The 24,978-nt window shown below is 61.3% G+C and carries 22 protein-coding genes and 2 tRNA genes; 10 read left to right on the top strand and 14 right to left on the bottom strand.

Annotated features, from left to right (window positions below; genetic code table 11):
• Nucleotides 1-2: 2 nt before the first annotated feature.
• Together J2D73_RS04725 and J2D73_RS04720 are read right to left on the bottom strand one after the other, a co-directional pair.
• On the bottom strand, nt 3-962 hold the full coding sequence (locus J2D73_RS04725) for a hypothetical protein (RefSeq protein WP_207879881.1): 960 nt from the start codon (nt 960-962) through the stop codon (nt 3-5).
• Between the two features lie 275 nt (nt 963-1,237).
• Complete coding sequence (locus tag J2D73_RS04720; RefSeq protein WP_207879880.1) at nt 1,238-1,900, bottom strand: protein-tyrosine phosphatase family protein; 663 nt, start codon at nt 1,898-1,900, stop codon at nt 1,238-1,240.
• Between the two features lie 368 nt (nt 1,901-2,268).
• Here J2D73_RS04720 and J2D73_RS04715 point away from each other — a divergent pair, with 368 nt between their 5' ends.
• Nucleotides 2,269-4,734, top strand: a complete 2,466-nt coding sequence (locus J2D73_RS04715) for a TonB-dependent receptor (protein ID WP_408736821.1) — start codon at nt 2,269-2,271, stop codon at nt 4,732-4,734.
• 164 nt (nt 4,735-4,898) lie between these two features.
• Here J2D73_RS04715 and J2D73_RS04710 read toward each other — a convergent pair whose 3' ends face one another.
• The 7 genes from J2D73_RS04710 to J2D73_RS04680 all read right to left on the bottom strand — a co-directional run bounded on the left by J2D73_RS04710 (nt 4,899) and on the right by J2D73_RS04680 (nt 10,876).
• Complete coding sequence (locus J2D73_RS04710) at nt 4,899-5,357, bottom strand: hypothetical protein (RefSeq protein WP_207879878.1); 459 nt, start codon at nt 5,355-5,357, stop codon at nt 4,899-4,901.
• Nucleotides 5,354-5,782: a hypothetical protein gene (locus J2D73_RS04705; protein ID WP_051292272.1), complete on the bottom strand. Its 429-nt coding sequence runs from the start codon at nt 5,780-5,782 to the stop codon at nt 5,354-5,356. Before J2D73_RS04705 ends, J2D73_RS04710 begins: the two co-directional genes overlap by 4 nt.
• A gap of 201 nt (nt 5,783-5,983) precedes the next feature.
• Nucleotides 5,984-6,766, bottom strand: a complete 783-nt coding sequence (locus J2D73_RS04700; RefSeq protein WP_035376583.1) for a succinate dehydrogenase iron-sulfur subunit — start codon at nt 6,764-6,766, stop codon at nt 5,984-5,986.
• Nucleotides 6,767-6,802: 36 nt separating this feature from the next.
• Complete coding sequence (sdhA, locus tag J2D73_RS04695; protein WP_026398255.1) at nt 6,803-8,614, bottom strand: succinate dehydrogenase flavoprotein subunit; 1,812 nt, start codon at nt 8,612-8,614, stop codon at nt 6,803-6,805.
• A gap of 88 nt (nt 8,615-8,702) precedes the next feature.
• On the bottom strand, nt 8,703-9,122 hold the full coding sequence (gene sdhD, locus J2D73_RS04690; RefSeq protein WP_026398254.1) for a succinate dehydrogenase, hydrophobic membrane anchor protein: 420 nt from the start codon (nt 9,120-9,122) through the stop codon (nt 8,703-8,705).
• A gap of 4 nt (nt 9,123-9,126) precedes the next feature.
• Complete coding sequence (sdhC, locus tag J2D73_RS04685; RefSeq protein ID WP_026398253.1) at nt 9,127-9,597, bottom strand: succinate dehydrogenase, cytochrome b556 subunit; 471 nt, start codon at nt 9,595-9,597, stop codon at nt 9,127-9,129.
• Nucleotides 9,598-9,853: 256 nt separating this feature from the next.
• The gene (locus J2D73_RS04680) at nt 9,854-10,876 is read right to left on the bottom strand and encodes an aspartate-semialdehyde dehydrogenase (protein ID WP_207880058.1); all 1,023 of its coding nucleotides are present in this window, start codon (nt 10,874-10,876) and stop codon (nt 9,854-9,856) included.
• 266 nt (nt 10,877-11,142) lie between these two features.
• On the opposite strand from J2D73_RS04680, the gene zwf reads away from it, so the two are divergent.
• Nucleotides 11,143-12,690 (top strand): glucose-6-phosphate dehydrogenase, encoded by a 1,548-nt coding sequence (gene zwf / locus J2D73_RS04675; RefSeq protein ID WP_207879876.1) that lies wholly within the window; start codon nt 11,143-11,145, stop codon nt 12,688-12,690.
• 140 nt (nt 12,691-12,830) lie between these two features.
• A complete protein-coding gene (locus J2D73_RS04670; RefSeq protein WP_207879874.1) occupies nt 12,831-13,307 on the top strand; it encodes a DUF2501 domain-containing protein in 477 nt (158 codons plus the stop codon).
• A 528-nt stretch (nt 13,308-13,835) separates the two neighbouring features.
• Here J2D73_RS04670 and nusG read toward each other — a convergent pair.
• The 3 genes from nusG to J2D73_RS04655 all read right to left on the bottom strand — a co-directional run bounded on the left by nusG (nt 13,836) and on the right by J2D73_RS04655 (nt 14,808).
• Nucleotides 13,836-14,366, bottom strand: coding sequence for a transcription termination/antitermination protein NusG (gene nusG, locus J2D73_RS04665; RefSeq protein WP_026398249.1), 531 nt, complete (start codon nt 14,364-14,366; stop codon nt 13,836-13,838).
• Nucleotides 14,367-14,375: 9 nt separating this feature from the next.
• The gene (gene secE, locus J2D73_RS04660; RefSeq protein ID WP_026398248.1) at nt 14,376-14,570 is read right to left on the bottom strand and encodes a preprotein translocase subunit SecE; all 195 of its coding nucleotides are present in this window, start codon (nt 14,568-14,570) and stop codon (nt 14,376-14,378) included.
• Between the two features lie 161 nt (nt 14,571-14,731).
• Nucleotides 14,732-14,808 (bottom strand) — tRNA-Trp (locus J2D73_RS04655).
• 306 nt (nt 14,809-15,114) lie between these two features.
• Here J2D73_RS04655 and J2D73_RS04650 point away from each other — a divergent pair.
• The 7 genes from J2D73_RS04650 (at nt 15,115) to atpC (ending at nt 21,986) form a co-directional block, all read left to right on the top strand.
• Nucleotides 15,115-15,188, top strand: a tRNA-Gly gene (locus tag J2D73_RS04650).
• Nucleotides 15,189-15,309: 121 nt separating this feature from the next.
• On the top strand, nt 15,310-16,752 hold the full coding sequence (locus J2D73_RS04645) for an MFS transporter (protein WP_207879870.1): 1,443 nt from the start codon (nt 15,310-15,312) through the stop codon (nt 16,750-16,752).
• Nucleotides 16,753-16,997: 245 nt separating this feature from the next.
• Nucleotides 16,998-17,591: a F0F1 ATP synthase subunit delta gene (locus J2D73_RS04640; RefSeq protein ID WP_207879868.1), complete on the top strand. Its 594-nt coding sequence runs from the start codon at nt 16,998-17,000 to the stop codon at nt 17,589-17,591.
• Nucleotides 17,591-19,126, top strand: a complete 1,536-nt coding sequence (atpA, locus tag J2D73_RS04635) for a F0F1 ATP synthase subunit alpha (RefSeq protein WP_207879866.1) — start codon at nt 17,591-17,593, stop codon at nt 19,124-19,126. Before J2D73_RS04640 ends, atpA begins: the two co-directional genes overlap by 1 nt.
• 15 nt (nt 19,127-19,141) lie before the next feature.
• Nucleotides 19,142-20,026, top strand: coding sequence for a F0F1 ATP synthase subunit gamma (locus tag J2D73_RS04630; protein WP_207879864.1), 885 nt, complete (start codon nt 19,142-19,144; stop codon nt 20,024-20,026).
• Nucleotides 20,027-20,077: 51 nt separating this feature from the next.
• Complete coding sequence (gene atpD / locus J2D73_RS04625) at nt 20,078-21,550, top strand: F0F1 ATP synthase subunit beta (protein WP_207879862.1); 1,473 nt, start codon at nt 20,078-20,080, stop codon at nt 21,548-21,550.
• 25 nt (nt 21,551-21,575) lie between these two features.
• Nucleotides 21,576-21,986: an ATP synthase F1 subunit epsilon gene (atpC, locus tag J2D73_RS04620; RefSeq protein WP_207879860.1), complete on the top strand. Its 411-nt coding sequence runs from the start codon at nt 21,576-21,578 to the stop codon at nt 21,984-21,986.
• A 38-nt stretch (nt 21,987-22,024) separates the two neighbouring features.
• Here the strand turns inward: atpC and J2D73_RS04615 are convergent, their stop codons facing one another.
• Together J2D73_RS04615 and J2D73_RS04610 are read right to left on the bottom strand one after the other, a co-directional pair.
• Complete coding sequence (locus J2D73_RS04615; protein ID WP_207879858.1) at nt 22,025-22,552, bottom strand: PadR family transcriptional regulator; 528 nt, start codon at nt 22,550-22,552, stop codon at nt 22,025-22,027.
• Between the two features lie 292 nt (nt 22,553-22,844).
• On the bottom strand, nt 22,845-24,866 hold the full coding sequence (locus J2D73_RS04610) for an FAD-dependent oxidoreductase (protein ID WP_207879856.1): 2,022 nt from the start codon (nt 24,864-24,866) through the stop codon (nt 22,845-22,847).
• Nucleotides 24,867-24,978 lie beyond the last annotated feature (112 nt).

Genomic DNA, 24,978 nt, shown 5'->3' with positions numbered 1-24,978 from the left:
GTTCAGGTGGACAGTATCTTGTCGCCGATGGCCAGCCAGCCTGCCTGCTCACGAATCAGGGCTTGGACATTGTAGCTGCCGAAAATACGCGTCAAACCGCGACGTTTGAACAACTCCCTGACTACGTCTGAGGCCGGGGTGGAAACTCCACGCAGGGTTCCTCGGCGCAGAGCGCCATGTTGTTCCTCGAATGCAAGCCAATGGAGACCTGCGGCCGCTGCGAAGCATGCGTGTCCAAAGCAAAGCTTGACCCCTGTTGCGGTGCTCGCTCCCGTAACGGTGGACGCCATTGCGGCATAGGAGCCGACATGGCCTGCGATCAGGCCGGTCGGAACTACCGAACCGCCGAGTTTTAATGCGCGTACGCCCAGTTTCCCGGCTTTCATGCGAACGACCACATCGCACCACTCGACCAACATTTGCTCGCAATCCGCAGGGAGGCCCCTTGCTATCTGATGGAGTTTGACCAGGTGGATAAAGGTCGTGAGGCTGGAATTCAGATGGCGGGTCCCACTGCCTACGTTGACGCCGTGCGTTCCCAGCGAGCCGATGGCCCCGCCTAGCCCGAGCAGATCGCCTCCCAAACTCTTTCGCTTGCGGTTGTTAAGATATTCTAAAGTGACGCGGTTCCCGCTAGACAGTGCGCGGTTGTCGTCCAGCAGGGGGTTGGCGGGTAGGCTGGCCGTTTGCGTCGCGCTGTATGCGCTGGAGAGCGCGTCCAGTCCGTTGCCAGTGATTCCTGCGCCCGTTTGCACGGGCGCTCCGCCACCGACAATTGCCCAGGCTATGTCCGATGCGGCGATAAGCTTCGCCTGAGTATCGAATTTTCCGGCTCCGACCTTTCCAGCGGCGTCGAGGGCTCTGGCGTGGCGAATTTCGGCGCTACCGGCTGGGGTGCGAGTTGATGCGTTTGAGGCGCCACTCTGCATCCCTTGCGCGCCGCTTTGGGACGAATTGGCCATTGCCGTTTTCGCTGCGGCCGCGGCCAAAGGGTTTGGGCTTCCGGTTCCGGTGGCGCCTGATCGCGGTGCACCAGACGGAGCGGAACGGAATGTGCGCTGCGACATGGACATTGGGGCGGGAGGGGCTGGTCGGACCATGCGCTTTGAACTCACTGTTGGCGGACGTGGTGACGTCCTGTCAGGGTGAGCCATTCATTGGTCGGGTAACAATAAAAAAGAGGGCGCTGAGGCCCAGGAAATGGTTTCAACCGAAACAAAACGCCCAGAAACGGAGGTTACTCCCTGCGAAGCACCTGATCGTTCAGGAAGGAGGAAAGCTTTCCCGCCGTGAAATCCTTTTTGAGCGCCACTTCGTCATAATGGTGCTCCACCCAGTCAAGAAACGGAATTCGCCCCTCGGCCTCGGCGCGATATCGCATGAAGAATGCGTCGAGAATGCCCGTGCGAGATCGATTGAAGTGTCCGTAACGCCAGGAAAGCTGCTTCAGCGCCTGATCAGCGGCTCCGCCTTCGAACAGGATTACCAGCCCGGAGGCGAGTCCCGCCCGGTCAGCGCCGGATTTGCAGTGCATCAGCATGGGGAATTCTATGCTGCGATACAGCGAAGCGAAGCGCAGGATGCGATCCCGGTGCGGGGCGCCGCGGCTCTCGAAAGCCATGTCCACATGGGCCAGACCGATTTGCTTCGCCGCGTCGCGTGACAGCGCGTCTGAGCCGCAGCGACGGTGACCACGCAGGTTCACGAGCGTTTTTAGATCAAAACGGCGCGTCGCGGCGGCCAAACGGCGTGGCGTCGGGTGGTTGCAGCGATAGACCTTTCCGGGAATGACCGCGTGGAAATTGGTCCAGACCAGTCGAAATACGGCGTGGTCCACAAACAGGCTGTCGGTCCATGCCTGACGGCGGCCCCTCGTCGTCGCGAGGCTTCCCTGAAACACGCAATCGCTCCCGGCGGTTAAGGGACTGATTATAGGGTGTGCGTGCGGCCGATGTCCAACCCACGGCGATACCGTTGCGGAAACGTAAGATGACCGAACAATCAATCGAGAAGAGCCGCTGAGGCGCGAAAATGAAAGGCGGAAATCTTTCGTAGAAAAAAGTTTATGTAACGGTGTGTCTCCGCGGCAACTGCAACGGAAACGTCACACACAAGCGAGGATGGGCTGTTTATCAGGACCGCGCCTTCAGCAAGCGGCGTCCGTTGGTCCGCCAATGCTGCCAGCGTGTCACGATGAGGTTTCATTTCACAATGATATTGAAACGTTCCGGCGCGACGCAACTTCTCCTTCCAGCCCTCAGGATCGATATGGCTTCAGTTTTGTCCCGCCTTCTCGCAACCAGCATGCTTGTGGTCGTCGCCGCGCCTGTTTCGCTCGCCTATGGGGCGTCGACAGCCACGGTCGGCGGAACGACCGTGCGGCACGACGCGGGGCGGCGCAGCACGGAGGACCGACCATCCATGATGGGCGCCACGGCGCCGACGGACACGGCTCAGGAGGAGCGTGTGACCGTGCAGGGATCTCGTCACAGCCAGGTCGCCGCAGGCCTGATGATCAAGGAAGACGCGCCGAAATCCCGCTCGACCGTCACGCAAGCCTTCATCGCGCACCAAAATCCAGCCAGCAATCCGATGCAGCTGATCTCCCTGTTGCCCGGCGTGAACACCACCTCGCTCGATCCGTTGGGTCTCAGCAGCGGCTACATGTCGATGCGCGGCCTTACACAGGATCAGATCGGGTATACGCTTGAGGGGTTCCCGCTCAACGATATCGGCAATTACGCCATTTATCCGCAGGAAATCACGGACGCCGAAAACCTGCGCACCATCAACGTGGAGCAGGGGTCGGCTGATCTCGACAGTCCGCACATCAGCGCAACCGGCGGCGCCGTCGACATGTATCTGCTGAACCCGAAGGAGAAATTCGGCGGGACGGTGGACGCGTCGTATGGCAGCTATAACTCACGACGCATTTTCGGTCGCGTCGATACGGGACGGGTCGGAAACTCCAACGTCAAGGGTTTCGTGTCGTTCTCGTATGCCGCTGAAGATTCGTGGCGTGGCCCAGGTGGTCAGAACAAGATGCATGGGGAGACGAAGTGGGTGGACGAGTGGGGTAAAGGCAACGTCATTTCCTTTACCCTGGTGGGCAATCACGCCACCAGTACGCTGTTTCCTTCGACGCATATGTCCGACTGGAACGAAAAGGGCATACACAACGCCTATTCTGGAACGTGGGATCCGAAAAACCCCAGCAGCAACTACTACGAATTGCACAGAAATCCGTTCACCAATATCTATGCGTCGGCTCCGTCCACCTTCACGCTCTCTGACCACATCAAGCTGACGGAGACTCCGTATTTCTGGTACGGCGACGGCAATGGCGGCGGCGCCTATTCCGAAAATCTTCAGAAATTTCAGTGGGGAACACAGAGTTATACGGGAAGCGTCGGTTCATATAATGCTTCCAACGTGGATCAGGCGCTCGGCAATACGGGCAAGAACAAAGGCAATATCCTTCTCTACAACCCGTCGAACACCCAGACCTATCGCCCCGGCGCCGTTACGAAGGTCACCGTCACGACGGGCGTCAATCGCCTGATGCTAGGGTACTGGTTTGAATATTCGAAGCAATTCCAGACTGGTCCGTACAGCCTGATAAACTACGCGACAGGAAAGCCTCTCGATATGCTGGGCGGCGGCCAAAACCTTGTCCTGTCCAACGGCGACACGGCCCAGTACCGTGACACGCTCACGCAGACCCGCATTCACACGCTTTTCATCGCCGACAGTCTGTCGTTGCTTAATAACCGCCTGAACATCGAAGCGGGCCTGAAATATACCTTTGTGAGTCGTCAGGGGCATAATTTCCTGCCCGATACCTCGACCGGCCCGTATATCAATCAGTCGTGGCAAGAGCCGCTGCCCGCCGCTTCGATCCGTTATAAAATCAACGCAGAAAATCAGATTTTCGCGTCTGTAACAACGAACTTCCGAATTCCGATGAACGTGTCTCTGTACGATTCCGGCGCGTATGACAAAGCGAGCGGATATTCGACGCACGCAAACCCTAACATGCGTCCCGAGGTTTCCATCTCAGAAGAACTCGGCTGGCGCTATCAGGGGCCTCTGGTCATGAGCTCCCTGACCTATTTTCATTACAACTTCACGAACCGACTCTATAGTCAGACGGTACAAACTTCCGGTGGAAACTATTACAGCCGTTCCTTCAACGGTGGCGGGATGCACGCAGACGGGCTTGATTTCGAAATCGGCACACGTCCGATTTTCTATCATATACGGCCATATTTCTCTGCGGAATACGTACACGCAATCACGGACAGCAATATCGCAGCGTCTGGAAGCATCACGGATTATGTGCGCTCCAAAGGCAAATACGCACCCCAGACGCCAGCCTATCAGTTCGGGTTTAACCTCAGCTACGACGATGGCCATTTGTTCGGCGACTACAGCTTGAAATATGTCGCTCGCCAGTATTCGACGTTCAACAACGATCAGCATATTCCCAGCTACGTTCTGATGAATATTGACGTCGGATATCACTTCCCTGACATGGGACGTTTCAAGTCGCCGACAATTCGCCTGAACCTGCAAAATATCGCCAATAACCACTACCTGGGCTATGCAAGCGGCGTACAGGCGAACGCCACGTCCGTGAAGGGCGTATTTGGATCGACGCTTAAAGGCTCTGCTCCGACTTATGGAATCGCGGCTCCGTTTGCTGCGCTTGCCACAGCCAGCGTAGATTTTTGATAAAGTGTGGGGAGGGGGTTTTCCTCCCCTGATATGCACGCGTTTCAGAAAATATGATGCATCTGTTGGTGTAATCGAAAAAATGAGGGCAATGCCACGTTCCCGCTGCCCACGCTGCCGAAGCGTGCTACGTCGTAGATCGCTGCCCGACGCGGGCGCCACGCCTACTTGCCGATCGCCGGCGTCGGAACTCCCCGTAGTCCGATCTTCATCCATGGCTGTCCGGGAATGACAACCCGGTCTCCAGAAAAATAGATTTTTCCAACATAGCTTTTACTTTTCCACGCCACTGCGCATGTGTCGGCGTCAACGACATAAAGCGCGCCTTCGCTGCCAGAATATGTCGGGACGTAGAGATAATGACCGCCGACAAGAGCCATCGGTTTTTCAATCAGGCTGACCTCGTCGTTGACGACGCAATGGCTGCCGCCACGGGTCGTTATCTCAATAGGCCCTTCCCAGGTGCGCGGCGCTTTCGGGTCGTCGGTTTCGCCGAGCGCGATCGTATAGGAGCCAGCGGAAATTTGAGAATCGACTGGACTCAGTGTGGTGACGGTTGCCGCGCCGTTGGCGTGGGCCACGACAGGGGCGTAAAACAGAAAAAAGGTCAGTATTTTTTTCATGGTTTCATTGCCAGAGCGGGAACGAAGCGCGCGAAGTATTCCACATTTTTTAAGTCCGCCCGTTTCCACGCGAAGTTCAGCCCCTTGTTCTTGTAACCTGTGCCGCCAAGCCTTCCCCAATACCCCATGGCGTCGCCGTGGTTGCTCTTCCCCGGAATCACGATGACGACATGGCCATGGCCGCTTTCCTGTAACCCGGCGACCACCAGATATCCTTGTGCAGAAAGAAGCGACGCCCTGGCATGGTCATGATTGAGTTTGGTCCACATGCCGTCCTGCCGCCAGGCGTCGACCAGTTGATTGGCCAGTCCAGTCATGGGAACGCCGAGGTCTTTAGCTACGGCGCGAACAAATCCGCTACAATCAGATTTGTGGGCCTCCCAGCGTTTCTCTGCAATCGCGATGATCGGGTAATGCTCGTTCATTATCGTCTCTAAAAGTTGTCTGATGACGATAACGAACACGGAGTTTGTAAATCAACGTTACATTTGAGTATTTGTTTACTTTTTTGTATTTCCGCCCACAAAAGTGGACGACTCAACTCCCGATCTGAAGTGTAGCCAATAAAAAACGCCGGAGGCTGATCCAGCCACCGGCGTTTTTCGTTACGGCGCAGAAGCGTGGGATCAGAGCTTGCGCTCGACCTGCATCTCCTTGATCCGGCCAATGGCCTTCGCAGGGTTCAGGCCCTTCGGGCAGGTCTGCGTGCAGTTCATGATCGTGCGGCACGCATACAGCTTGAAGGTGTCCTCCAGCGAGTCCAGACGTTCGCCTGTGTGCTCGTCGCGGCTGTCCGCGATCCAGCGATAGGCGGCGAGCAGGGTGGCCGGGCCGAGGTAACGGTCGCCGTTCCACCAGTAGGACGGGCAGGACGTGGTGCAGCAGAAGCACAGGATGCATTCCCACATGCCGTCCAGCTTCGCGCGTTCCTCGATCGACTGACGGCGCTCGCCGTCTGGCGGCGGGGCGCTGTCGCTCTGCATCCACGGTTCGATGGAGCGTAGCTGCGCGTAGGCACCGTCGAGGTTCGAGACCAGATCCTTGACGATTGGCATATGCGGCAGCGGATTCACCGCGACGTCGCCCTTCACGTCCTGAATCGGCTTCAGACAGGCGAGGGTGTTCTCGCCGTCGATGTTCATCGCGCAGGACCCGCAGATGCCTTCGCGGCAGGAGCGCCGGAAAGTCAGGGTCGGGTCGATGTCGTTCTTGATGTGGATCAGCGCGTCCAGAACCATCGGGCCGATGGCGTCCAGATCGACTTCATAGGTGTCCATCACCGGATTCCGGTCGTCGTCCGGCGTCCAGCGATAGATCTTGAAGCTTTTAACGTTCGTGGCTCCGGCGGGAGCGGGGAAAAACTGTCCCTTACCCACCGTGCTGTTTCGCGGAAGTGTCAGTTCGACCATGTTCAGCCTCCCTCGTTCGTCCGATTATACGGCGGGTTAGTAGACGCGTTTCTTCGGCGGGAAGACCTCGGCCTCGTCGGTCAGGGTCTTCATATGGACCGGGCGATACGTCATCGTCGTCTCACCCTTGTCATTCAGCCACGATACGCTGTGCTTCATCCAGTTCTTGTCGTCGCGGTCCTCGAAATCGTCGCGCGCGTGGGCGCCGCGGCTTTCGTGGCGGACGAGTCCGCTCTCCAGCGTCACGGTGGCGTTGGCGAGCAGGTTGTCGAACTCCAACGCTTCCATCAGGTCGCTGTTCCAGATCAGCGAACGGTCGGAAATCGACATGTCGCTGGAGCCTTTCCAGATCTCCTGAATCTTGTCGCAACCTTCCTTCAGGCTGTCCTCGGTGCGGAACACCGCAGCGTGGGCCTGCATGTCGCGTTGCAGACGGTCACGCAGTTCGGAGACATGCGTGCCGCCCTTGGCGTTGCGAACCTTGTCGAGACGGTCGAGCGCGAACTCTCCAGCCCCGGCGGGCAGTGGGCGAACGAAGTCGTTCGGCTTGATGATCTCGGCGGCGCGGCGAGCCGCGGCGCGACCAAAGACGATCAGGTCGAGCAGCGAGTTCGTGCCCAGACGGTTGGCGCCATGAACGGACACGCATGCCGCTTCGCCCACGGCCATCAGGCCCGGCACGACAGCGTCAGGGTTGTCATCCGTCGGACGAACCACCTCGCCATGAATGTTCGTCGGGATGCCGCCCATGTTGTAGTGAACTGTCGGCAGAACCGGCACCGGCTCCTTCGTCACGTCCACGCCTGCGAAGACGCGCGACGTCTCGATGATGCCCGGCAGACGCTCATGCAGCAGGTCGGACCCCAGATGCTCAAGATGCATCATGATGTGGTCCTGCTTCGCGCCGCAGCCGCGTCCCTCGTTGATCTCGACGGTCATGGCGCGCGACACGACGTCGCGCGACGCCAGATCCTTCGCCGTCGGCGCGTAACGCTCCATGAAGCGCTCGCCTTCGGAGTTTGTCAGGTATGCACCTTCGCCACGGCAGCCTTCGGTCAGAAGGCAACCCGCCGGATAAATGCCGGTCGGATGGAACTGTACGAACTCCATGTCCTGCGTCGGCAGGCCTGCACGCATCGCCATGCCGCCGCCGTCGCCGGTGCAGGTATGGGCGGAGGTGCACGACAGGTAGGCGCGGCCGTATCCGCCGGTGGCAAGAACAACCGTCTTCGCGTTGAAGCGATGCATCGTGCCGTCGTCCAGACACCAGGCCATCACGCCGCGACAGGCGCCTTCATCGTCCATGATCAGGTCGACGGCGAAATATTCAACGAAGAACTCGACGTTATGCTTCAGGCACTGCTGATACAGCGTGTGCAGGATCGCATGGCCGGTGCGGTCGGCGGCGGCGCAGGCGCGGGGAACCGGCGCCTTGCCGTATTCGCTCATGTGGCCGCCGAACGGGCGCTGGTAGATCTTGCCGTCTTCGGTGCGGGAGAACGGCACGCCGAAATGCTCAAGCTCGTGAACCGCCGGAACGGCTTCACGGCACATGTATTCGATGGCGTCCTGATCGCCCAGCCAGTCCGACCCCTTCACGGTGTCGTACATGTGCCAGCGCCAGTTGTCCGGCTGCATGTTGCCCAGCGACGCGCCAATGCCGCCCTGCGCTGCGACGGTGTGGCTGCGCGTGGGGAAAACCTTGGTGACGCAGGCGGTGGAAAGTCCCGCGGCGCCCATGCCGAGGGTGGCGCGAAGGCCGGAGCCTCCGGCGCCGACGACGACCACGTCATAGGCGTGATCGACGATCCGGTAGGCTCCCCGCGAGGGAGAGGAAATAGCGTTCATTACGACGGCGCTCCCGTTGTCTTGCGACCAGTCAGAGTACTGCGAAAGCCGACGCGCGCCCGCTTGCGGGCCGCCCGGCGCGATACGGTCAGGACCGCGAGGAGGATTTGCCCAGCGCGAGCTTCAGCACGGCGATGACGCCGAGCAGCCCGACGAGCCAGGTTCCAAAGCGGACCAGCAGCTTGGTCGGAAGATGAGCCTTGCCGTGAACGTAATCGTCAACGATCACCTGCAGGCCGACTTCGGCGTGGTAGAAGCTGGAGATGACCAGCGCCGCGAGCATCGTGGCGTTGACGGGCTTGCCGCCCCATTTCGTCACGTCTTCGTAATCAGCACCGCCGAGGCGGAACATCTGGACGACGAACCAGCCCGAAAGAGGCAGCAAAGTCGCAGCCGATACGCGTTCCGCGATCCAGTGTGCGGTGCCCGAATGTCCCGAGCCCAGGCCGCGCGCGCGGCCGAGCTGGGAGCGCATCACTTCGTGACGCGGTGAAACCGAAGCATCCATTGAATCAGATCCCCTTCGCCTTGGCGCGTCGGCTGGCGCGGACGCCGGACACGCAGAGCAGGGCGGCGGCCAGCGTCAGGCCGAATCCCGCGATCACGCCGACGGCGACAGGGCCGTCTTCGTTGAGTTCCTGCTTGTCGTAACGATGGCCCGCATCCCAGATGAAGTGACGCAGCCCGCCGACCGTGTGCCAGACCAGAGACAGGATCCAGCCTGCAAGCACGACCTGCCCCAAGGGATTTCCGGTCACCTTCCGCGCCGTGGCGAAGGACTTCGGTCCGCTCGCCAAAGAGGCCAGCCACGCTACGCCGAGCGCTGAACCCGCCGTGGCGGCGACACCGGTGATTCGGTTGGAGATCGACAGAAACATCGACAGACGCATCTTGTAGACCTGAAGATGCGGCGACATTGGTCGTCGAATTAGAGTGCCGTCGCTACGGCTCCCGACATAAAGCGCTTCCCGGACATCCTGCATCGTCGCCTTCCCGCGTCGTTACACATGAACGCCGGTTAATAAACCGACGTCGTTGTGGAATCGGTCCTACGCCGCAGGATTTCGGGGGTCAATTCGAGAGCGGGACACGAGACCGAGAGGAGCCGCGCGGCAATCACGCGGGTAAACCCGCAGGGTGGCCGGAGGTGTGACTCCGATTAACGCTCCTGAAGGCGCCTCGCTCTGGCTCGCCGGGAGCGAGGCGCATCCGGGGAGGGCGGCGCCCTCCCGCGCGTGATCAGGCGGCCTTGTCGAGCAGACCCAGCGCCACCATGGTTTCGGCTATCTGCACTGCGTTCAACGCAGCGCCTTTGCGAAGGTTGTCGGACACGCACCAGAAGGCCAGTCCGTTCGGCACCGTCGGATCGATTCGCAGGCGAGACACATAGCTCGCATCCTCGCCTACGCATTCGATCGGCGTCACGTAGCCGCCGTCCTCGCGCTGGTCCATCAGCACGACGCCCTCGGCCTCCCGCAACGCTTCCTGGGCGCGTTCGAGATCGACCGGTTCCTCGAACTCCACTGCAATGGCTTCGGAATGACCGATGAAAACCGGCACACGGACGCAGGTGGCGAGAACGGCGATGTCGGGATCGAGAATCTTGCGGGTCTCGACCGTCATCTTCCACTCCTCCTTGGTCGAGCCGTCGTCCATGAAACGGTCGATCTGGGGGATGCAGTTGAATGCGATCTGCTTCTGGAACTGCTCGATCTTCGGCGGGTCGCCGACGAAGCTGCCCTTGGTCTGGGCGAAAAGCTCGTCCATGCCGTCCTTGCCCGCGCCGGCGACGGCCTGGTACGTCGCGACGACCACGCGCTTGATCGTGAACAGGTCGTGCAGGGGCTTCAGCGCCACCACCATCTGAATGGTCGAGCAGTTCGGGTTCGCGATGATTCCACGCTTCGCCTTGCGCAGGGCCTGAGGGTTCACTTCCGGCACCACCAGCGGCACGTCCGGCTCCATACGGAAATGGGACGTGTTGTCGATCACGATGCAACCGGCCTTCGCTGCACGGGGGGCATGCACGGCGGACACCGAAGCGCCGGGGGAGAACAGGGCGACGTCCCAGCCGGAGAAATCGAACGTCTCAAGGTTCGCGACCTTCAGCGTGCGGTCGCCGAACGAGACTTCACGCCCGGTCGAACGCGGGGAGGCGAGGGCCACGATTTCGTCAACAGGGAACTTCCGCTCCGCCAGCGTTTTGAGCAGTTCGCGCCCTACCGCTCCGGTGGCGCCGACAACCGCTACACGATACCCCATCGTCCTGTTTCCCTTCTCTCCACGCATTGCGCCGGCGGGCGTTGTATTCCCGGCAGCGCTGGCATGTCTCGCGTTGACCGTCACGCGGATTTGCTCGTGACACCTAGAGCAAATTGGGGTCGGCTGAAAAGCAGGCAAGCCCTGTTCGCCGCTGGCGATAAGGCGCTGTCAGCCAAATTCCAAGGCAAAAGCTGGTCCGACCGAGCGACCGGCGACGATCCCGCGCGTCAGATACGGCGCGGGACGGTATTTCGGAGGAACGCTTTATGGCTACCGCCCGCCCGATTTCTTCACTCGCGCGCACGGATCGACCGATCGCGCCGTCCGGCCGGAAGCCGGCGCCCGACTGCACGCTGGTTATTTTCGGCGCACATGGGGATCTGACGAAACGCCTGCTGACGCCAGCGCTCTACGACCTCAAGGTCGCCGGATTGTTGTCCGACGGCTTCAGAATTGTCGGCGTCGATATGGCTGACGACACGCTCGAAGGCTGGATCGAGGGTCTGACGGAGATGATGGAGGCGTTCACGAGGGATGCCGCAGGCGAATTCTACACGCCGTCCCTCAATGAAGAGGCATGGACATGGCTCAAGGACCGCCTGAGCTACGAGCGTCTGGATTTCACGAATCCCGACGAACTGAAAAAGCTGTCCGCGCATATCGACAGCAACGCGGTGTTCTACCTCGCCATCCCCTCCCGGTTCTTCGCTCCGGCAGTCGATGCGCTGGGCGCGTCGGGTCTCACAAAGGAGCCGGAAGGTGGCTTCCGCCGCATCGCGATTGAAAAGCCGTTCGGAACGGACCTCAAGTCCGCGCAGGAACTGAACCGGCGGATTCTCGACGTCGTCAAGGAACAGCAGATTTTCCGGATCGATCATTTCCTTGGAAAGGAGACGGTTCAGAATATCCTCGCGATGCGTTTTGGCAACGTCCTGTTCGAGCCGTTATGGCATCGCGACTACATCGATAACGTTCAGATCACCGCCGCCGAAACGGTCAATGTCGAAAGCCGGGGTTCGTTCTACGAAGGCACGGGCGCGTTGCGCGACATGGTGCCGAACCATCTGTTTCAGATGCTGGCCATGGTCGCCATGGAGCCGCCCGCCAGTTTCGCCGCCGAGAAGGTCCGTACGTCCAAGCAGACGCTGTTCGAGTCCATTCTGCCGGTAGAGCCGGAAAACGTGGTGCGCGGCCAGTACACGAGGGGCGAAGTGAAGGGTAAATCCGTCCCGTCGTATCGCGACGCCGACGGCGTCGCGCGCGACAGCACGACCGAAACCTATGTCGCGATGAAGCTCGAGATCCAGAACTGGCGCTGGGCGGGGGTCCCGTTCTACCTGCGCACCGGCAAGGCTCTGTCTAACCGGCGCACCGAGATCGTCGTCGAGTTTCGCAGGCCGCCTCTCACGCTGTTTCCTTCAGCCGACACGCACGCTCCGCCGCCGAACCGAATCGTATTGAACGTGCAGCCGACGCAGGGGGTCACTCTCTGTTTCGCCGCAAAGAAGCCGGGGCCGGAGATGCGGCTCTCGGACGTCGAGGCTCGTTTCCGCTATCCGGATTTCTTCAGTCGCGAGCCGAACGTCGGCTACGAGACGCTGCTGTATGATTGCCTGTGTGGCGATGCGACGCTGTTTCAGCGGGCCGATAATATCGACGTGGCGTGGAGTTCGGTCGAGCCTGTGCTCGAAGCCTGGCGCAACGAGAAGACAGCTCCGGAGTTCTACGAAGCAGGCACGGCGGGTCCGGCCGGGGCCGACGAGTTGCTGGCGCGTGACGGACGTGCGTGGAGCCCGATAGACCAGAAGAGCTGACGGGCGATAAAACGCCATAAGCGTCGCCGTGACGGATCGAGATCTCTCCGGCGCCGCTTTCCTGCCGCATTGCCCGTCGATGTTGGCGCGTGGCCCGGTGTAAGCGTTTTGCCGGGCCTGAGTTTAAAAAGGGAAATCCCATGAACGTTCGTCGTTTCCGCGGCGCTTTCGCTACGCTGGTTGTCTCGCTGGCTGGCGTGTCCAGCCTGCCTGCCGCACACGCCCAATCCTTCGGCGGCATTCTGCAGGGCGCAGCGCAGGGAGCGGCCCAGGGCGCCGTCAGCCAGGGCACGTCCTCTCTGACAAACCGTATGGGCGGCGCCAGTTCGCTCCTCAACGGCAGTCTGCCGAATCTGTCCTCGGTCAGCTCCAGCAATCTGACGGGCGTTCTCGGCTACTGCGTGCAGAACAACCTGATCAGCAGTCAGAGCGCATCCTCGACCCTCAACTCGCTGAACGGCCAGTCGGCTATTACCGGCGGCAGCGGCTACTCTGCAGGTCAGCAGGGTCTTTTGCAGGTCGGAAACGGCAACCAGCTTTCGCTGAACAGCTTGAACCAGAGCGCAAAAAGCGCCCTGTGCCAGCAGGTCATGCAGCGCTCGCAGTCTCTGCTCTGACCCTCTGATTCCGCGCACCGTCCTCCATAAGGCTGGACGGTGCGTGCTGACTCGCCAGGGGCGGAAAGCTGCAGGCCCAGATGCGTCCCGCTTGTTTTATGGCGGCGCCGGAACGGGTGCGGTTTTCCAAATTGTTGAAAAAAGCAATTTGCCGAGGCAGCTACGTAAGCCGCGCTGTGGCTTCTTTCGAAGATTATCTATCGCGGCTCAAGGCCTCACCGGACGCGGCGCCATTCAAGCCGCGCCTGGATCACGCGGCAAATGCGACAGAACCCTAACGCCCTATCGCGGCAGTATTCTTCAAGCGCCCAACAAATTTTGTCTGATTGAAAGTGTTTCTGCTGCCGCAGACGCTTCTTGTGAAGCTGTAAGCACAGCGGCCACGTCACCAGGCGCAGATGGACTCAACCGGGGCCGATGGACGTGACATGCTTGCGCTGGACGACGCCTGAAAGCGGCACCGGAGCCAGATCAGGCGGATGGTCCGCCCGATCGCGCGTCTGGTTCAAATGAAGGCAGGCGAACCTGTCAGAGTTTTTCGACCTGCGCGTATTCCAGATCGACGGGCGTCGAGCGGCCGAAGATGGAGACGCTGACCTTCAGGCGGCCCTTCTCTTCGTCGATTTCCTCGACGACGCCGTTGAACGACGTGAACGGACCATCGGCGACGCGGATCTGCTCGCCGATCTCGAAGGAGACGGCTGCGCGAGGACGTTCCACGCCTTCCTGCGCCTGCTTCATGATCCGCTCGGCTTCGGCCTCGGGGATCGGAGACGGGCGGGTCTTGGTGCCAAGGAAGCCGGTGACCTTGGGGGTGTCCTTGACCAGATGCCAGCTCTCGTCGGTCAGTTCCATCTTGACCAGCACATAGCCGGGAAAGAACTTCCGCTCGGAGTTGACCTTCTGTCCGCGGCGAACCTCAACCACGTCTTCCGACGGGACCAGCACCTGATCGATGTGATCGGCAAGGCCTTTCTGGGCCGCCTGCTCCATGATGTGGCTGGCGATTTTTTTCTCAAAGCCCGAATAGACGTGGACCACGTACCAACGCTTGGCCATTTCGGTCTTCTAGCCTCCCAGCCCGAAAAGCTCGCGAACGCCCAGACCTATGAGCTGGTCGACCACGAAAAAGAAAATGGAAGTGAGCGAGGCCATGGCGAGAACGGCGCCGGTCGTCACAAGCGTCGCACGCCGGGACGGCCACGTGACCCTCTTGGCCTCGGCTTCCACATCCCGCAGGAAATTCACCGGACTGACAGACACGAATGACCCTTCATCGAGAGAGTTCGGACCCTGGCGCGCCGCATTTGCAGCGCCTTTCGCCATTAGCCCCGGACACGTACGGCGTCGGCAAACCGACTCCGCCCGCGCCACTGTCGCACAAGCCGAAGGGAAAACCCACCGGATGTCTGGTCGGGAAGATCTGGCAGGGGTGGAGGGTCTCGAACCCCCAACCTCCGGTTTTGGAGACCGGCGCTCTAGCCAATTGAGCTACACCCCTGCGGAACCGCCCTGCGGATGACTCGCGGTGGAAGAAAACCTCCCCGTCCGTCAACCAGGCTAACCCGGCGCAGGCGGCGGAACAGAATATGCCGGGCGTTTAAAGTCAAGAGGGGGGAGGGCGATAACCACGAAACACCTGAAGAAAAATCGTCGGGCGCTTGCGAATTGAGAAAAGATTTCCGCTCACGCCCGTCTCGAATCGGCGTGTGCGAATTGCGACGACAGGGGGCGGAGGAATTATGCGTCGCAACCGTTGGGCGACGTCTTGCGAACGAGCGGGTTGTGCAGTAATGGGGCTCCAGACGCGGGCGTAGCATAGTGGTAATGCAGTAGCCTTCCAAGCTTCTGAGGAGGGTTCGATTCCCTTCGCCCGCTCCATCTTCCCTTCCGATCCCGTTAAAACAGGCATGTGTCGCGACGCGTGGTCGTGGCCGACATTGCGTGCTTTCGACTCTTCGTCGGAAGGGCGGCAGGTGGCCGTTGGGGGATTCGGGCGGGTATGAACGGCGCAAGCAAGGCAGTTTCCAGAAATCTCGTCCTCGTGGCGTGTTCTCTCAGTCTGGCGCTCGTGATGATGGACGTCACCATCGTCAACGTCGTGCTGCCTTCGGTGCGGAGATCCCTGAACGCAAGCATCTCCGAGCTGCAATGGTTCGTCGACGCCTACTCCCTCGTCGTCGCGGGTGGGTTGATGACGGCAGGTGCGCTAGCCGATCGAATCGGGCGCAAGCGGGTGTTTCTTACCGGAATCATCATGTTTGGCGCAGGCTCGGCTCTATGTGGCGGTGCAGGTTCGATGTCCGCCCTCATTCTGGCGCGCGCCATGCAGGGTATTGGCGGGGCGATGCTGAATCCGGTGGCGCTGTCGATCATCGCGAATGTCTTCGTCGAGCCAAAAGAGCGCGCCCGCGCTATTGGTGTTTGGGGGATGACGTCCGGGGCTGCTTTGGCGCTTGGACCGATGGTGGGCGGCTTCGTCAGCGAATTCATCGGCTGGCGCGCCGTCTTCTGGATCAATCTCCCAATCGGGCTGATCGCCCTGTTGATGACGATTCGCTTCGTGTCTGAGTCGCGAGCGCCTGTTTCTCCGCCCCTCGATCCCTTCGGGCAGGCCGCCATTGCGACCGCCGTCGTTGCGTTGTCTGCGGCGTTGATTCAGGGGCCCGATGTCGGCTGGGGGAGTCCTCTGGCGCTGGCGCTGGAAGGACTCTTCCTCGTGTCGGCTGCAGGCTTTGTCGTGATCGAAACCCGACAGCTTCGGCCAATGCTCGATTTTCGTTTTTTTCGGTCGCTGCCGTTCGCCCTCGCCACTGTGTCGGCCGTTATGTGTTTCGCGGTTTTTTCCGCCCTGCTGTTCCTCAATACGATCTACTTGCAGGACGTGCGGGGGCTTTCTCCTGCGAGGGCAGGGATCAGGCTAATGCCTTTTGCGCTTTCGGTGATGATCTGTGCGCCTCTGGCGGGGCGCCTGATCGCAGCCAGAGGTTCGCGCTTACCTTTCCTTCTGGCGTCCTTGGGACTGACGTTGGGTGCGGTTTTGTTGACCGGGCTGAGTGCGGGCACGCCTGACTGGTTGTTGACCATAGCTTACGCGGTCGCGGGATGTGGTTTCGGGATGTGCAACGCGCCGATAACCAATGCCGCCGTGTCCGGAATGCCGCGATCGCGCGCCGGAGTGGCGGCTGCGGTTGCATCGACCAGTCGCCAGATCGGCGCCGCATTGGGGGTCGCTATCGCGGGAACCGTGCGCAGCGGCGAACACGTCGGTTCAGGAGCAGAAGCCGCGGCGGCGTTCCTCGCCGCGACGCATCCGGTCTGGTGGCTGTCTGTCGGGCTCGGAATCGCTATCGGCGTCTGCGGGTTCATTGCGACAGGAAAACGCGCGCACGACTCGGCTCTGCGGGTGGCCAGCGCGTTCGACGCGCACGATCGGCCGGGCTGACGCCGCCTCCCTGCCGGGTGCAAAGCGCGCAATGAGGAGGGTTTTCTCCCCGCGCGCTGTATGGATAAATTGTCATTAAGGCCTGAAACTGCAGACGCCTTCTGTTGCGCGGCCCGAATCTCCATGCTAGAGGCCGCGCCAACAATGAAAGCGGCCTGGCGTGCGCTTCTGGTCCCGCGACGATGGGCCGAAACGATCTCGCCTGCGAACGCGCCTTGGCAACGCAGAAGGAAAGAGCCTGAAGAGTGGCCACCGCCGTAACGACCGCCCGATCCGCCGTGCGCGCCCCGACTGGGACAGGCGGCGGTCTCGCAGGACGCTATGCGACCGCGCTGTATGAAATCGCCGCAGATCGCTGGAAGCTCGACGAGGTTCTGCCTCAGGTCGACGCCCTGATTCGTCTGATCGACGAAAGCTCAGATCTGCAGCGCGTGCTGGGCGACGCCCGTCTGGATATTCGGGACTCCCGTAAAGCCGTTCTGGCTGTCCTTTCCGCTCAGGGCTTCAGCGAGACCCTTCATAATTTCGTCGGCGTCGTGGCCGACAATCGCCGCCTTTCGCGTCTGCGCGAAATTCTGGGGGCTTTTGTTGCGCTCGCCGCCGCGCGTCGTGGCGAGATCGCTGCTGAGGTCGTCAGCGCCCAGCCGCTCACCACTGCGCAGCGCGCCCAGCTTCAAGGCAAGCTCGCCGAAGCCGGTTACACGCGCATCGCGCTTCAGGAGCGGGTCGACCCCACCATCCTCGGTGGTCTGGTGGTTCAGGTCGGTCCGCGCCTCTATGACAACAGCCTGCAATCCCGCCTTGTCCGCCTGCACTACGCCATGAAGGGAGCCGCGTGATGGAAATCCGTCCCGCCGAGATTTCGGATATCCTCAAGCAGCAGATCGCGTCCTTCGACACAGCGTCCGAGACGGCTGAGACCGGCACGGTTCTGTCCGTCGGCGACGGCATCGCCCGCGTCTATGGTCTGCAGAACGTCATGGCCGGCGAGCTGGTCGACTTCCCCGGCGCCGGGCAGAAGGGCATGGCCCTGAACCTCGAGAACGACAACGTCGGCATCGTTATTTTCGGCGGCGATTCGGAAATTCGCGAAGGCGACACGGTCACACGCTCCGGCGCGGTGGTCGAGGTTCCTGTTGGTCGTGGCCTGCTGGGCCGTGTCGTCGACGCCCTCGGTAACCCCATCGACGGCAAGGGGCCGCTCTCCGACGTCACGCTCACGCCCGCCGAAGTGAAGGCTCCCGGCATCATGCCGCGCCAGTCCGTCGGCGAGCCGATGCAGACCGGCATCAAGGCGATCGACGCGCTGGTTCCAATTGGGCGTGGTCAGCGCGAGCTGATCATCGGCGACCGTCAGACGGGCAAGACAGCCATTCTGCTCGACACCATCCTCGCGCAGAAAGAAGTCAACGCGTTGGGCGACGACAAGAAGTCGCTCTACTGCATCTATGTTGCGATCGGCCAGAAGCGCTCCACCGTGGCGCAACTCGTCCGCACGCTCGAAGAGCGCGGCGCGATGGCGTACTCCATCGTCGTGGCGGCTACGGCTTCCGACCCGGCTCCGATGCAGTATCTTGCTCCCTACGCCGCCTGCGCGATGGGCGAGTTCTTCCGCGACAACGGCATGCACGCCCTGATCTGCTACGACGATCTGTCGAAGCAGGCAGTTGCTTACCGCCAGATGTCCCTGCTGCTGCGCCGTCCGCCAGCTCGCGAAGCTTATCCGGGCGACGTGTTCTACCTGCACTCCCGTCTGCTGGAGCGCGCCGCGAAGATGTCCGACGCCAATGGCGCAGGTTCGCTCACGGCGCTGCCGGTCATCGAGACGCAGGCTGGCGACGTTGCGGCCTACATCCCGACCAACGTGATCTCGATCACCGACGGTCAGATCTTCCTCGAGACCGATCTGTTCTATCGCGGCATTCGCCCGGCGGTGAACGTCGGCGGCTCGGTTTCGCGCGTCGGCTCCGCCGCGCAGATCAAGTCGATGAAGCAGGTCGCGGGCAAGATTAAGCTCGACCTCGCCCAGTATCGCGAAATGGCGGCGTTCGCGCAGTTCGCTTCCGATCTGGACCCTGCGACGCAGAAGCAGCTCGCTCGCGGCGCTCGTCTGGTCGAGCTGCTGAAGCAGCCGGAGTCCTCCCCGTTGTCCGTTGAAGAGCAGGTTGTTCTGCTGTTCGCTGGCACGCGTGGTCTTCTTGATGGCATTGCGGTCGACAAGGTCGTCGCATGGGAAGCGAAGCTTCTCGGCGAACTGCGTGGTCCGGCGAAGGACATCATCGACACGCTGCGGGCGGACAAGCAGATCAGCAAGGACAGCGAAGCGAAGCTGACCGAGCTGCTGACCGACTTCAACAAGCGCTTCGTCGGCTGATCAGGGGCATCTCCCATGGCTTCCCTGAAGGAACTCCGCGCTCGGATCGGCAGCGTCAAATCGACGAAAAAGATCACGAGCGCGATGAAGATGGTCGCCGCGGCCAAGCTGCGGCGTGCACAGCAGAAGGCTGAGGCCGCTCGTCCTTACGCCGTCGCGATGCGTCGGATGCTGGCCGAACTCGCCTCCGCCATGGCGGGGCAGGACGGCGCGCCGAAGCTTCTGGCCGGGACGGGCGGGGATCGCGTGCATCTTCTGGTCCCGATCACCAGTGATCGCGGTCTTGCAGGCGGGTTCAACTCGAACATCAACCGCCGCACGCGTCAGACGATCCGCAAACTTCAGGCTGAGGGTAAAATCGTCAAGATTCTGCCGGTGGGACGCAAGGGCGCGGACTATCTCGCTCGCGAGTTCTCCGATCTGATTGTCGACCGCGTGATCGGCGTTGGCGGCAAGGAACTTCCGTTTTCCGCCGCCAGCGATCTCGGCGACAAGATCGTGTCGCTGCTTGAAGCTGGCGAGTTCGATGTCTGCACTGTGATCTACAATCAGTTCCGCAACGTGATGTCGCAGGTTCCGACGCCGCTGCAACTGATTCCGTTGGGTCTTGATGACGCCGCCGCTGCTGAGCCCGACGCAAACGCAGCGCAGTATGAATTCGAGCCTGATGAACAGACGCTGCTTGAACGTCTTCTGCCCCGGAACCTGCAGGTGCAGCTTTACGCCGCGATGCTGGAATCCGCTGCAGGCGAGCAGGGTGCGCGCATGACGGCCATGGACAATGCGACCCGCAACGCGGGCAAGGCGATCGATCGTCTGTCGCAGACCTACAACCGGACGCGTCAGGCGAACATCACCAACGAGCTTATCGAGATCATGTCGGGCGCTCAGGCGGTCTGACAGACTTCTCTTCCAACCGCGTAGACGAAATTTCCCCCAGGAGCTGACCTCATGTCGGACACCATTAATCAGACCCAGGCCTCAGCTTCCGGGGCTTCGAACAACGTGGGCCGTATCACGCAGATCCGCGGCGCGGTCGTTGACGTGCAGTTCGACGGCGCCCTGCCGAAGATCCTCGGCGCGTTGCATGTGAAGAACGGCGAGAACACGCTCGTCCTCGAAATCGCGCAGGAAATCGGCGAACACGAAGTCCGCTGCATCGCCATGGACACGACGGACGGCCTCGTCCGCGGTCAGGAAGTGATCGACACGGGCGCGCAGATTTCCGTGCCTGTCGGACCGGAAGTGCTCGGCCGCATCATGAACGTGATCGGCGAGGCCATCGACGAGAAAGGTCCGATCCGCGCCACACGCCGCGCTCCGATCCATCGTCAGGCTCCGTCTTTCGAAGAGCAGGCATCGGCGTCGGAAATTCTCGTCACCGGCATCAAGGTCGTCGATCTGCTGTGCCCCTACCTGAAGGGCGGCAAGATCGGCCTCTTCGGTGGCGCGGGCGTCGGCAAGACGGTCATCATCCAGGAACTGATCAACAACATCGCCAAGGCTCATGGCGGCGTATCGGTGTTCGCGGGCGTCGGCGAGCGTACGCGTGAAGGCAACGACCTGTATTTCGAAATGCAGGACGCCGGCGTGATCAAGGTGAACGAGGACGGCTCGACCGACGGCTCCAAGGTGGCGCTGGTCTATGGCCAGATGAACGAGCCGCCGGGCGCCCGCGCACGCGTCGCGCTGTCCGGTCTGACGCAGGCTGAATACTTCCGTGACGAAGAAGGTCAGGACGTCCTGTTCTTCGTCGACAACATCTTCCGCTTCACGCAGGCCGGTTCGGAAGTCTCGGCGTTGCTGGGTCGCATCCCCTCCGCCGTGGGCTACCAGCCGACGCTGGCGACCGAGATGGGCGCGCTTCAGGAGCGCATCACCTCCACGAAGAAGGGCTCCATCACCTCGGTGCAGGCCGTCTACGTTCCCGCTGACGATCTTACCGATCCGGCGCCCGCCGCGACCTTCGCCCATCTTGACGCCACGACGGTTCTTAACCGTTCGATCGCCGAAATGGGCATCTACCCGGCAGTCGATCCGCTCGACTCCACCTCGCGTTCGCTCGATCCGAAGATCGTCGGTGAAGAGCACTACAAGGTGGCGCGCGACGTGCAGCGTATCCTGCAGACATACAAGTCCCTGCAGGACATCATCGCCATCCTGGGCATGGACGAACTGTCCGAGGACGACAAGCTTATCGTTGCGCGCGCACGTCGCATCCAGCGCTTCCTCTCGCAGCCGTTCCACGTCGCCGAGGTGTTCACCGGAGCGCCGGGCAAGCTGGTCGCGCTGGAAGACACCGTGCGTTCCTTCAAGGCGATCGTCGCGGGCGAGTATGACGATCTGCCGGAAGGCGCGTTCTACATGGTCGGTTCGATCGAGGAAGCGGTGGCGAAAGCCGAGAAGATGAAGGAATCGGCGTAAGCCGAGACCGGAAGGGACAGTTCAGATGCCGATCAAGGTCGAAATCATCAGCCCCGAGAAGGTTCTGGTGTCCCGTGACGTCGATATGGCCGTGATTCCGGGTGAGGAAGGCGATATCGCCGCCATGCCCGAGCACGCGCCGATGATGCTGCTGCTGCGTGGCGGCACGGTGTCCCTCTACGAAGGCGAAACGGTTACGGATCGCTACTTCGTCGCGGGAGGCTTCGCCGATATGACGCCGACCCGTTGCACGATCCTGGCGGATCAGGCTGTGCCCGTGACGGAGATATCCATCGACTCCGCAACGGCTCGCCTTGAGGAATTGACTGAAGCGTGGGACGCGGCTGACAAATCCGACGTCACGCGCCTTGATGGTCTGATGGCGAAAATCCAGTCGGTTCGAGCCGAAATCGAAGCCGGTCTTCCCCCCGAGTAAGACCGGGGGCCCGGAAGACCGTTTGGGTCTTCCGGATTCTATTCATCCAGCAGGGCGAGAGCGCGCTGGCAGAAGTCGATCCAGTGCGCTTCGGATTCGATGCCCGCCCGCAGGATGAGATGGCGCAGTTTCTGTTTGCGTGTCGTATCCAGATCAGAAAAATCCTTTTCCTCAAGCGCCAGATAATGGTCGAGCGTTGCGCGATGCGTCGCCAGGCGCCTTTCGACGCCCTCCGTTAAATCTGTCGGACCGAGAATTGCAGCGGCGCGCAGACGGACCATTAATTCGTCACGGACGGGTCGCGGCGGCTGTAATTCTCCGACCCACCGCTTCAATTCCGACACGCCTGCGGGAGAAGCTTTGTAAGCGCGCTTGCGTCCGCGACCGGTTGCGATCGGTAGAGGTTCGATCCAGCCTGACGCCTTCAGGGTGGCGAGTTCCCGGTAGATCTGCTGGTGCGTCGCGGGCCAGAAATAGCCAATGGAGCGGTTGAAGCGATCTGTCAGTTCTGCGCCGCAGCAGGAACGCTCCACCAGCGCGGTCAGCAAGGCGTGGGCTAGCGACATGCTCGAGTGGTCCTGAAGCTGGGTTAGTTCAAATGAATGCGTTCGAATGGGAAAAGTATTTGCTGGAACAGTAAAACGGGGCAGCGGCGCCGAGCCGGATTTCTACGAAGACATCCGTCAGGTTTACGTGAAGTAATCCCACCGGTACATTTGACGACGGCCGGTTTGCGGAAACTACGTCTCAAACTCATTCCGGCGTCTGATCCCCCATGACACGGCTTGGTGATCGTGCCCTCTGTCTGAGGCTTGCTCCGCTCAGACAAGGCGGAGACGCTTCACGCGGCAGTTCAGTTCACAGGATGACGCCTAGCCTCACCCCCTGATCTATTGCTCGTTTGGCGTCCAGTTCGGCAGCCACGTCCGCGCCGCCAATCAGGTGAACGGGGGCTCCTGCCTGCCGCAGAGGGGCTTCCAGCTCTCGCCGGGATTCCTGCCCGGCGCAGATCACTATAGTCTCCGCCGGGATCAACTTGTCTTCTCCACCGATGCTGACGTGCAGCCCTTCTTCGTCGATGCGCCGGTATGTGACGCCCGACACCGAGACGACGCCTTTCGCCTTGAGTGCGGCCCGATGAATCCAGCCAGTGGTGCGCCCGAGCGTTTCACCGGTCTTCCCCTCCTTGCGCTGCAACAGCGCGATGTGGCGAGGGGAGGGTTCGACCGACGGAACGCGCAGGCCGCCGGGTTCGCGGTACTCAGTGTCGACCCCCCACTCGGCGAAGAACTGGGCAGGTTCCGTGGCGACGCCGGTGGCCGGCTGGGACAGAAATTCGGCGACGTCAAAGCCGATGCCTCCTGCGCCGATGATTGCGACGACCTGGCCGACGGGCGCACCGTGCAGCACGACGTCGACATAGCTGAGGCTTTTCGGCAGGTGGACGCCTTCTATCTCCGGCATGCGCGGCCGGACGCCGGTGGCCAGGACGATTTCGTCGAACGACCCCGCGAGCAGTCGCTCGGTATCGACCTGCGTGTTCAGCGCCAGCTTTACGCCTGTCAGGTCGATCTGGCGGCGGAAATAACGGAGCGTATTGGCGAATTCCTCTTTTCCGGGAATGCGGCGGGCGATGTTGAACTGACCGCCGATTTCGGATCCCGCTTCGAACAATGTCACGTCATGGCCCCGCGCTGCGGCGGTGACGGCGCAACTCAGCCCGGCCGGTCCAGCGCCGACTACGGCGATGCGACGAGGGTTAGGGCTGGGTTGAAGGTTCAGGTCGGTTTCGTGGCAGGCTCGTGGGTTCACAAGGCACGACGCGATTTTCCCGGCGAAGGCGTGATCGAGGCACGCCTGATTGCAGGCGATGCAGGTGTTGATCTCGTCGGCGCGCGCCTCGCTGGCCTTGAGAACGAAGGCCGGATCGGCGAGCAACGGTCTGGCCATGGAGACCAGGTCGCAGAACCCGTCTGAAAGCAGGGCCTCCGCCACGTCGGGCGCGTTGATGCGGTTGGTCGCGACCAGCGGTACGGAGACGTGCCCCTTCAGACGCTGCGTCACCCAGGCGAAGGCGGCGCGCGGAACGCTGGTCGCGATAGTGGGCACACGCGCCTCGTGCCAGCCGATGCCGGTGTTGATGATGGTGGCGCCAGCGGCCTCTATGGCTTTGCCGAGCTGAATGACCTCGTCGATGCTCGAACCGCCGGGCACCAGATCCAGCATCGACAGCCGGTAGATCAGAATGAAATCGGGGCCGACCCGCTCACGCGTGCGACGCACGATTTCCACCGGGAAGCGGATGCGATTTTCGTAGGAACCGCCCCATTCATCATCGCGAGCATTGGTGCGTGCGGCTATGAATTCGTTGATGAGGTAACCCTCTGACCCCATGATCTCGACGCCGTCGTAACCGGCGGACTGCGCCAACGCCGCGCATTGGACGAAGTCTTCGATCGTCCGCTCGATTTGCTCGATGGAGAGGGCTTGCGGTGTGAACGGGTTGATCGGCGCCTGAAGCGCGCTGGGAGCGACCAGGGTCGGCTGATAGGAGTATCGGCCGCAATGCAGGATCTGCATTGCGATCTTGCCGCCGTTGCGATGAACCGCGTCTGTTATCTGCCGGTGTGGCGCCGCCTCGGTCTCCGTCGTAAGGCGCGCGGCGTGTTTCATTGTCCTGCCTGCGTCGTTTGGAGCGACACCGCCGGTGACGATGAGCGCGACGCCCCCTGCCGCACGCTCGGCGTAGAACGCGGCCAGACGTTCGAAGCCGTCGGGCGCTTCTTCCAGCCCGAGATGCATCGATCCCATGATGACGCGGTTTTTCAGGGTGGTGAAACCGAGGTCTAGCGGCGAGAGGAGCGACGGGTAGCGCTGCATGGCGCTGATCCTTTATGCAACAAGTTGCATATCAATAATCCGATTAATTAATGATGGCAATGACGTTTGATCTCGTCGTCGACAGGGCGAAGGCACGGATCTGATGGCGATC

The organism is Acetobacter sacchari, assembly GCF_017377715.1.
In the GTDB taxonomy this organism is placed as follows: Bacteria; Pseudomonadota; Alphaproteobacteria; order Acetobacterales; family Acetobacteraceae; genus Acetobacter; species Acetobacter sacchari.
Note: the sequence above shows the minus strand (reverse complement) of the source record. Positions and strands in the feature narration are given on the sequence as shown.

What these genes read in the sequence shown, in the direction of transcription:
- J2D73_RS04630 (WP_207879864.1), top strand. Translation starts at nt 19,142, where the DNA reads ATGGCTTCCCTGAAGGAACTCCGCGCTCGGATCGGCAGCGTCAAATCG.
- atpA (WP_207879866.1), top strand. Translation starts at nt 17,591, where the DNA reads ATGGAAATCCGTCCCGCCGAGATTTCGGATATCCTCAAGCAGCAGATC.
- J2D73_RS04715 (WP_408736821.1), top strand. Translation starts at nt 2,269, where the DNA reads ATGGCTTCAGTTTTGTCCCGCCTTCTCGCAACCAGCATGCTTGTGGTC.
- J2D73_RS04670 (WP_207879874.1), top strand. Translation starts at nt 12,831, where the DNA reads ATGAACGTTCGTCGTTTCCGCGGCGCTTTCGCTACGCTGGTTGTCTCG.
- J2D73_RS04705 (WP_051292272.1), bottom strand. Translation starts at nt 5,782, where the DNA reads ATGAACGAGCATTACCCGATCATCGCGATTGCAGAGAAACGCTGGGAG.
- J2D73_RS04645 (WP_207879870.1), top strand. Translation starts at nt 15,310, where the DNA reads ATGAACGGCGCAAGCAAGGCAGTTTCCAGAAATCTCGTCCTCGTGGCG.
- J2D73_RS04710 (WP_207879878.1), bottom strand. Translation starts at nt 5,357, where the DNA reads ATGAAAAAAATACTGACCTTTTTTCTGTTTTACGCCCCTGTCGTGGCC.
- sdhA (WP_026398255.1), bottom strand. Translation starts at nt 8,614, where the DNA reads ATGAACGCTATTTCCTCTCCCTCGCGGGGAGCCTACCGGATCGTCGAT.
- atpD (WP_207879862.1), top strand. Translation starts at nt 20,078, where the DNA reads ATGTCGGACACCATTAATCAGACCCAGGCCTCAGCTTCCGGGGCTTCG.
- J2D73_RS04700 (WP_035376583.1), bottom strand. Translation starts at nt 6,766, where the DNA reads ATGGTCGAACTGACACTTCCGCGAAACAGCACGGTGGGTAAGGGACAG.
- atpC (WP_207879860.1), top strand. Translation starts at nt 21,576, where the DNA reads ATGCCGATCAAGGTCGAAATCATCAGCCCCGAGAAGGTTCTGGTGTCC.
- J2D73_RS04680 (WP_207880058.1), bottom strand. Translation starts at nt 10,876, where the DNA reads ATGGGGTATCGTGTAGCGGTTGTCGGCGCCACCGGAGCGGTAGGGCGC.
- nusG (WP_026398249.1), bottom strand. Translation starts at nt 14,366, where the DNA reads ATGGCCAAGCGTTGGTACGTGGTCCACGTCTATTCGGGCTTTGAGAAA.
- J2D73_RS04610 (WP_207879856.1), bottom strand. Translation starts at nt 24,866, where the DNA reads ATGCAGCGCTACCCGTCGCTCCTCTCGCCGCTAGACCTCGGTTTCACC.
- J2D73_RS04615 (WP_207879858.1), bottom strand. Translation starts at nt 22,552, where the DNA reads ATGTCGCTAGCCCACGCCTTGCTGACCGCGCTGGTGGAGCGTTCCTGC.
- zwf (WP_207879876.1), top strand. Translation starts at nt 11,143, where the DNA reads ATGGCTACCGCCCGCCCGATTTCTTCACTCGCGCGCACGGATCGACCG.
- J2D73_RS04725 (WP_207879881.1), bottom strand. Translation starts at nt 962, where the DNA reads ATGGCCAATTCGTCCCAAAGCGGCGCGCAAGGGATGCAGAGTGGCGCC.
- sdhD (WP_026398254.1), bottom strand. Translation starts at nt 9,122, where the DNA reads ATGGATGCTTCGGTTTCACCGCGTCACGAAGTGATGCGCTCCCAGCTC.
- sdhC (WP_026398253.1), bottom strand. Translation starts at nt 9,597, where the DNA reads ATGCAGGATGTCCGGGAAGCGCTTTATGTCGGGAGCCGTAGCGACGGC.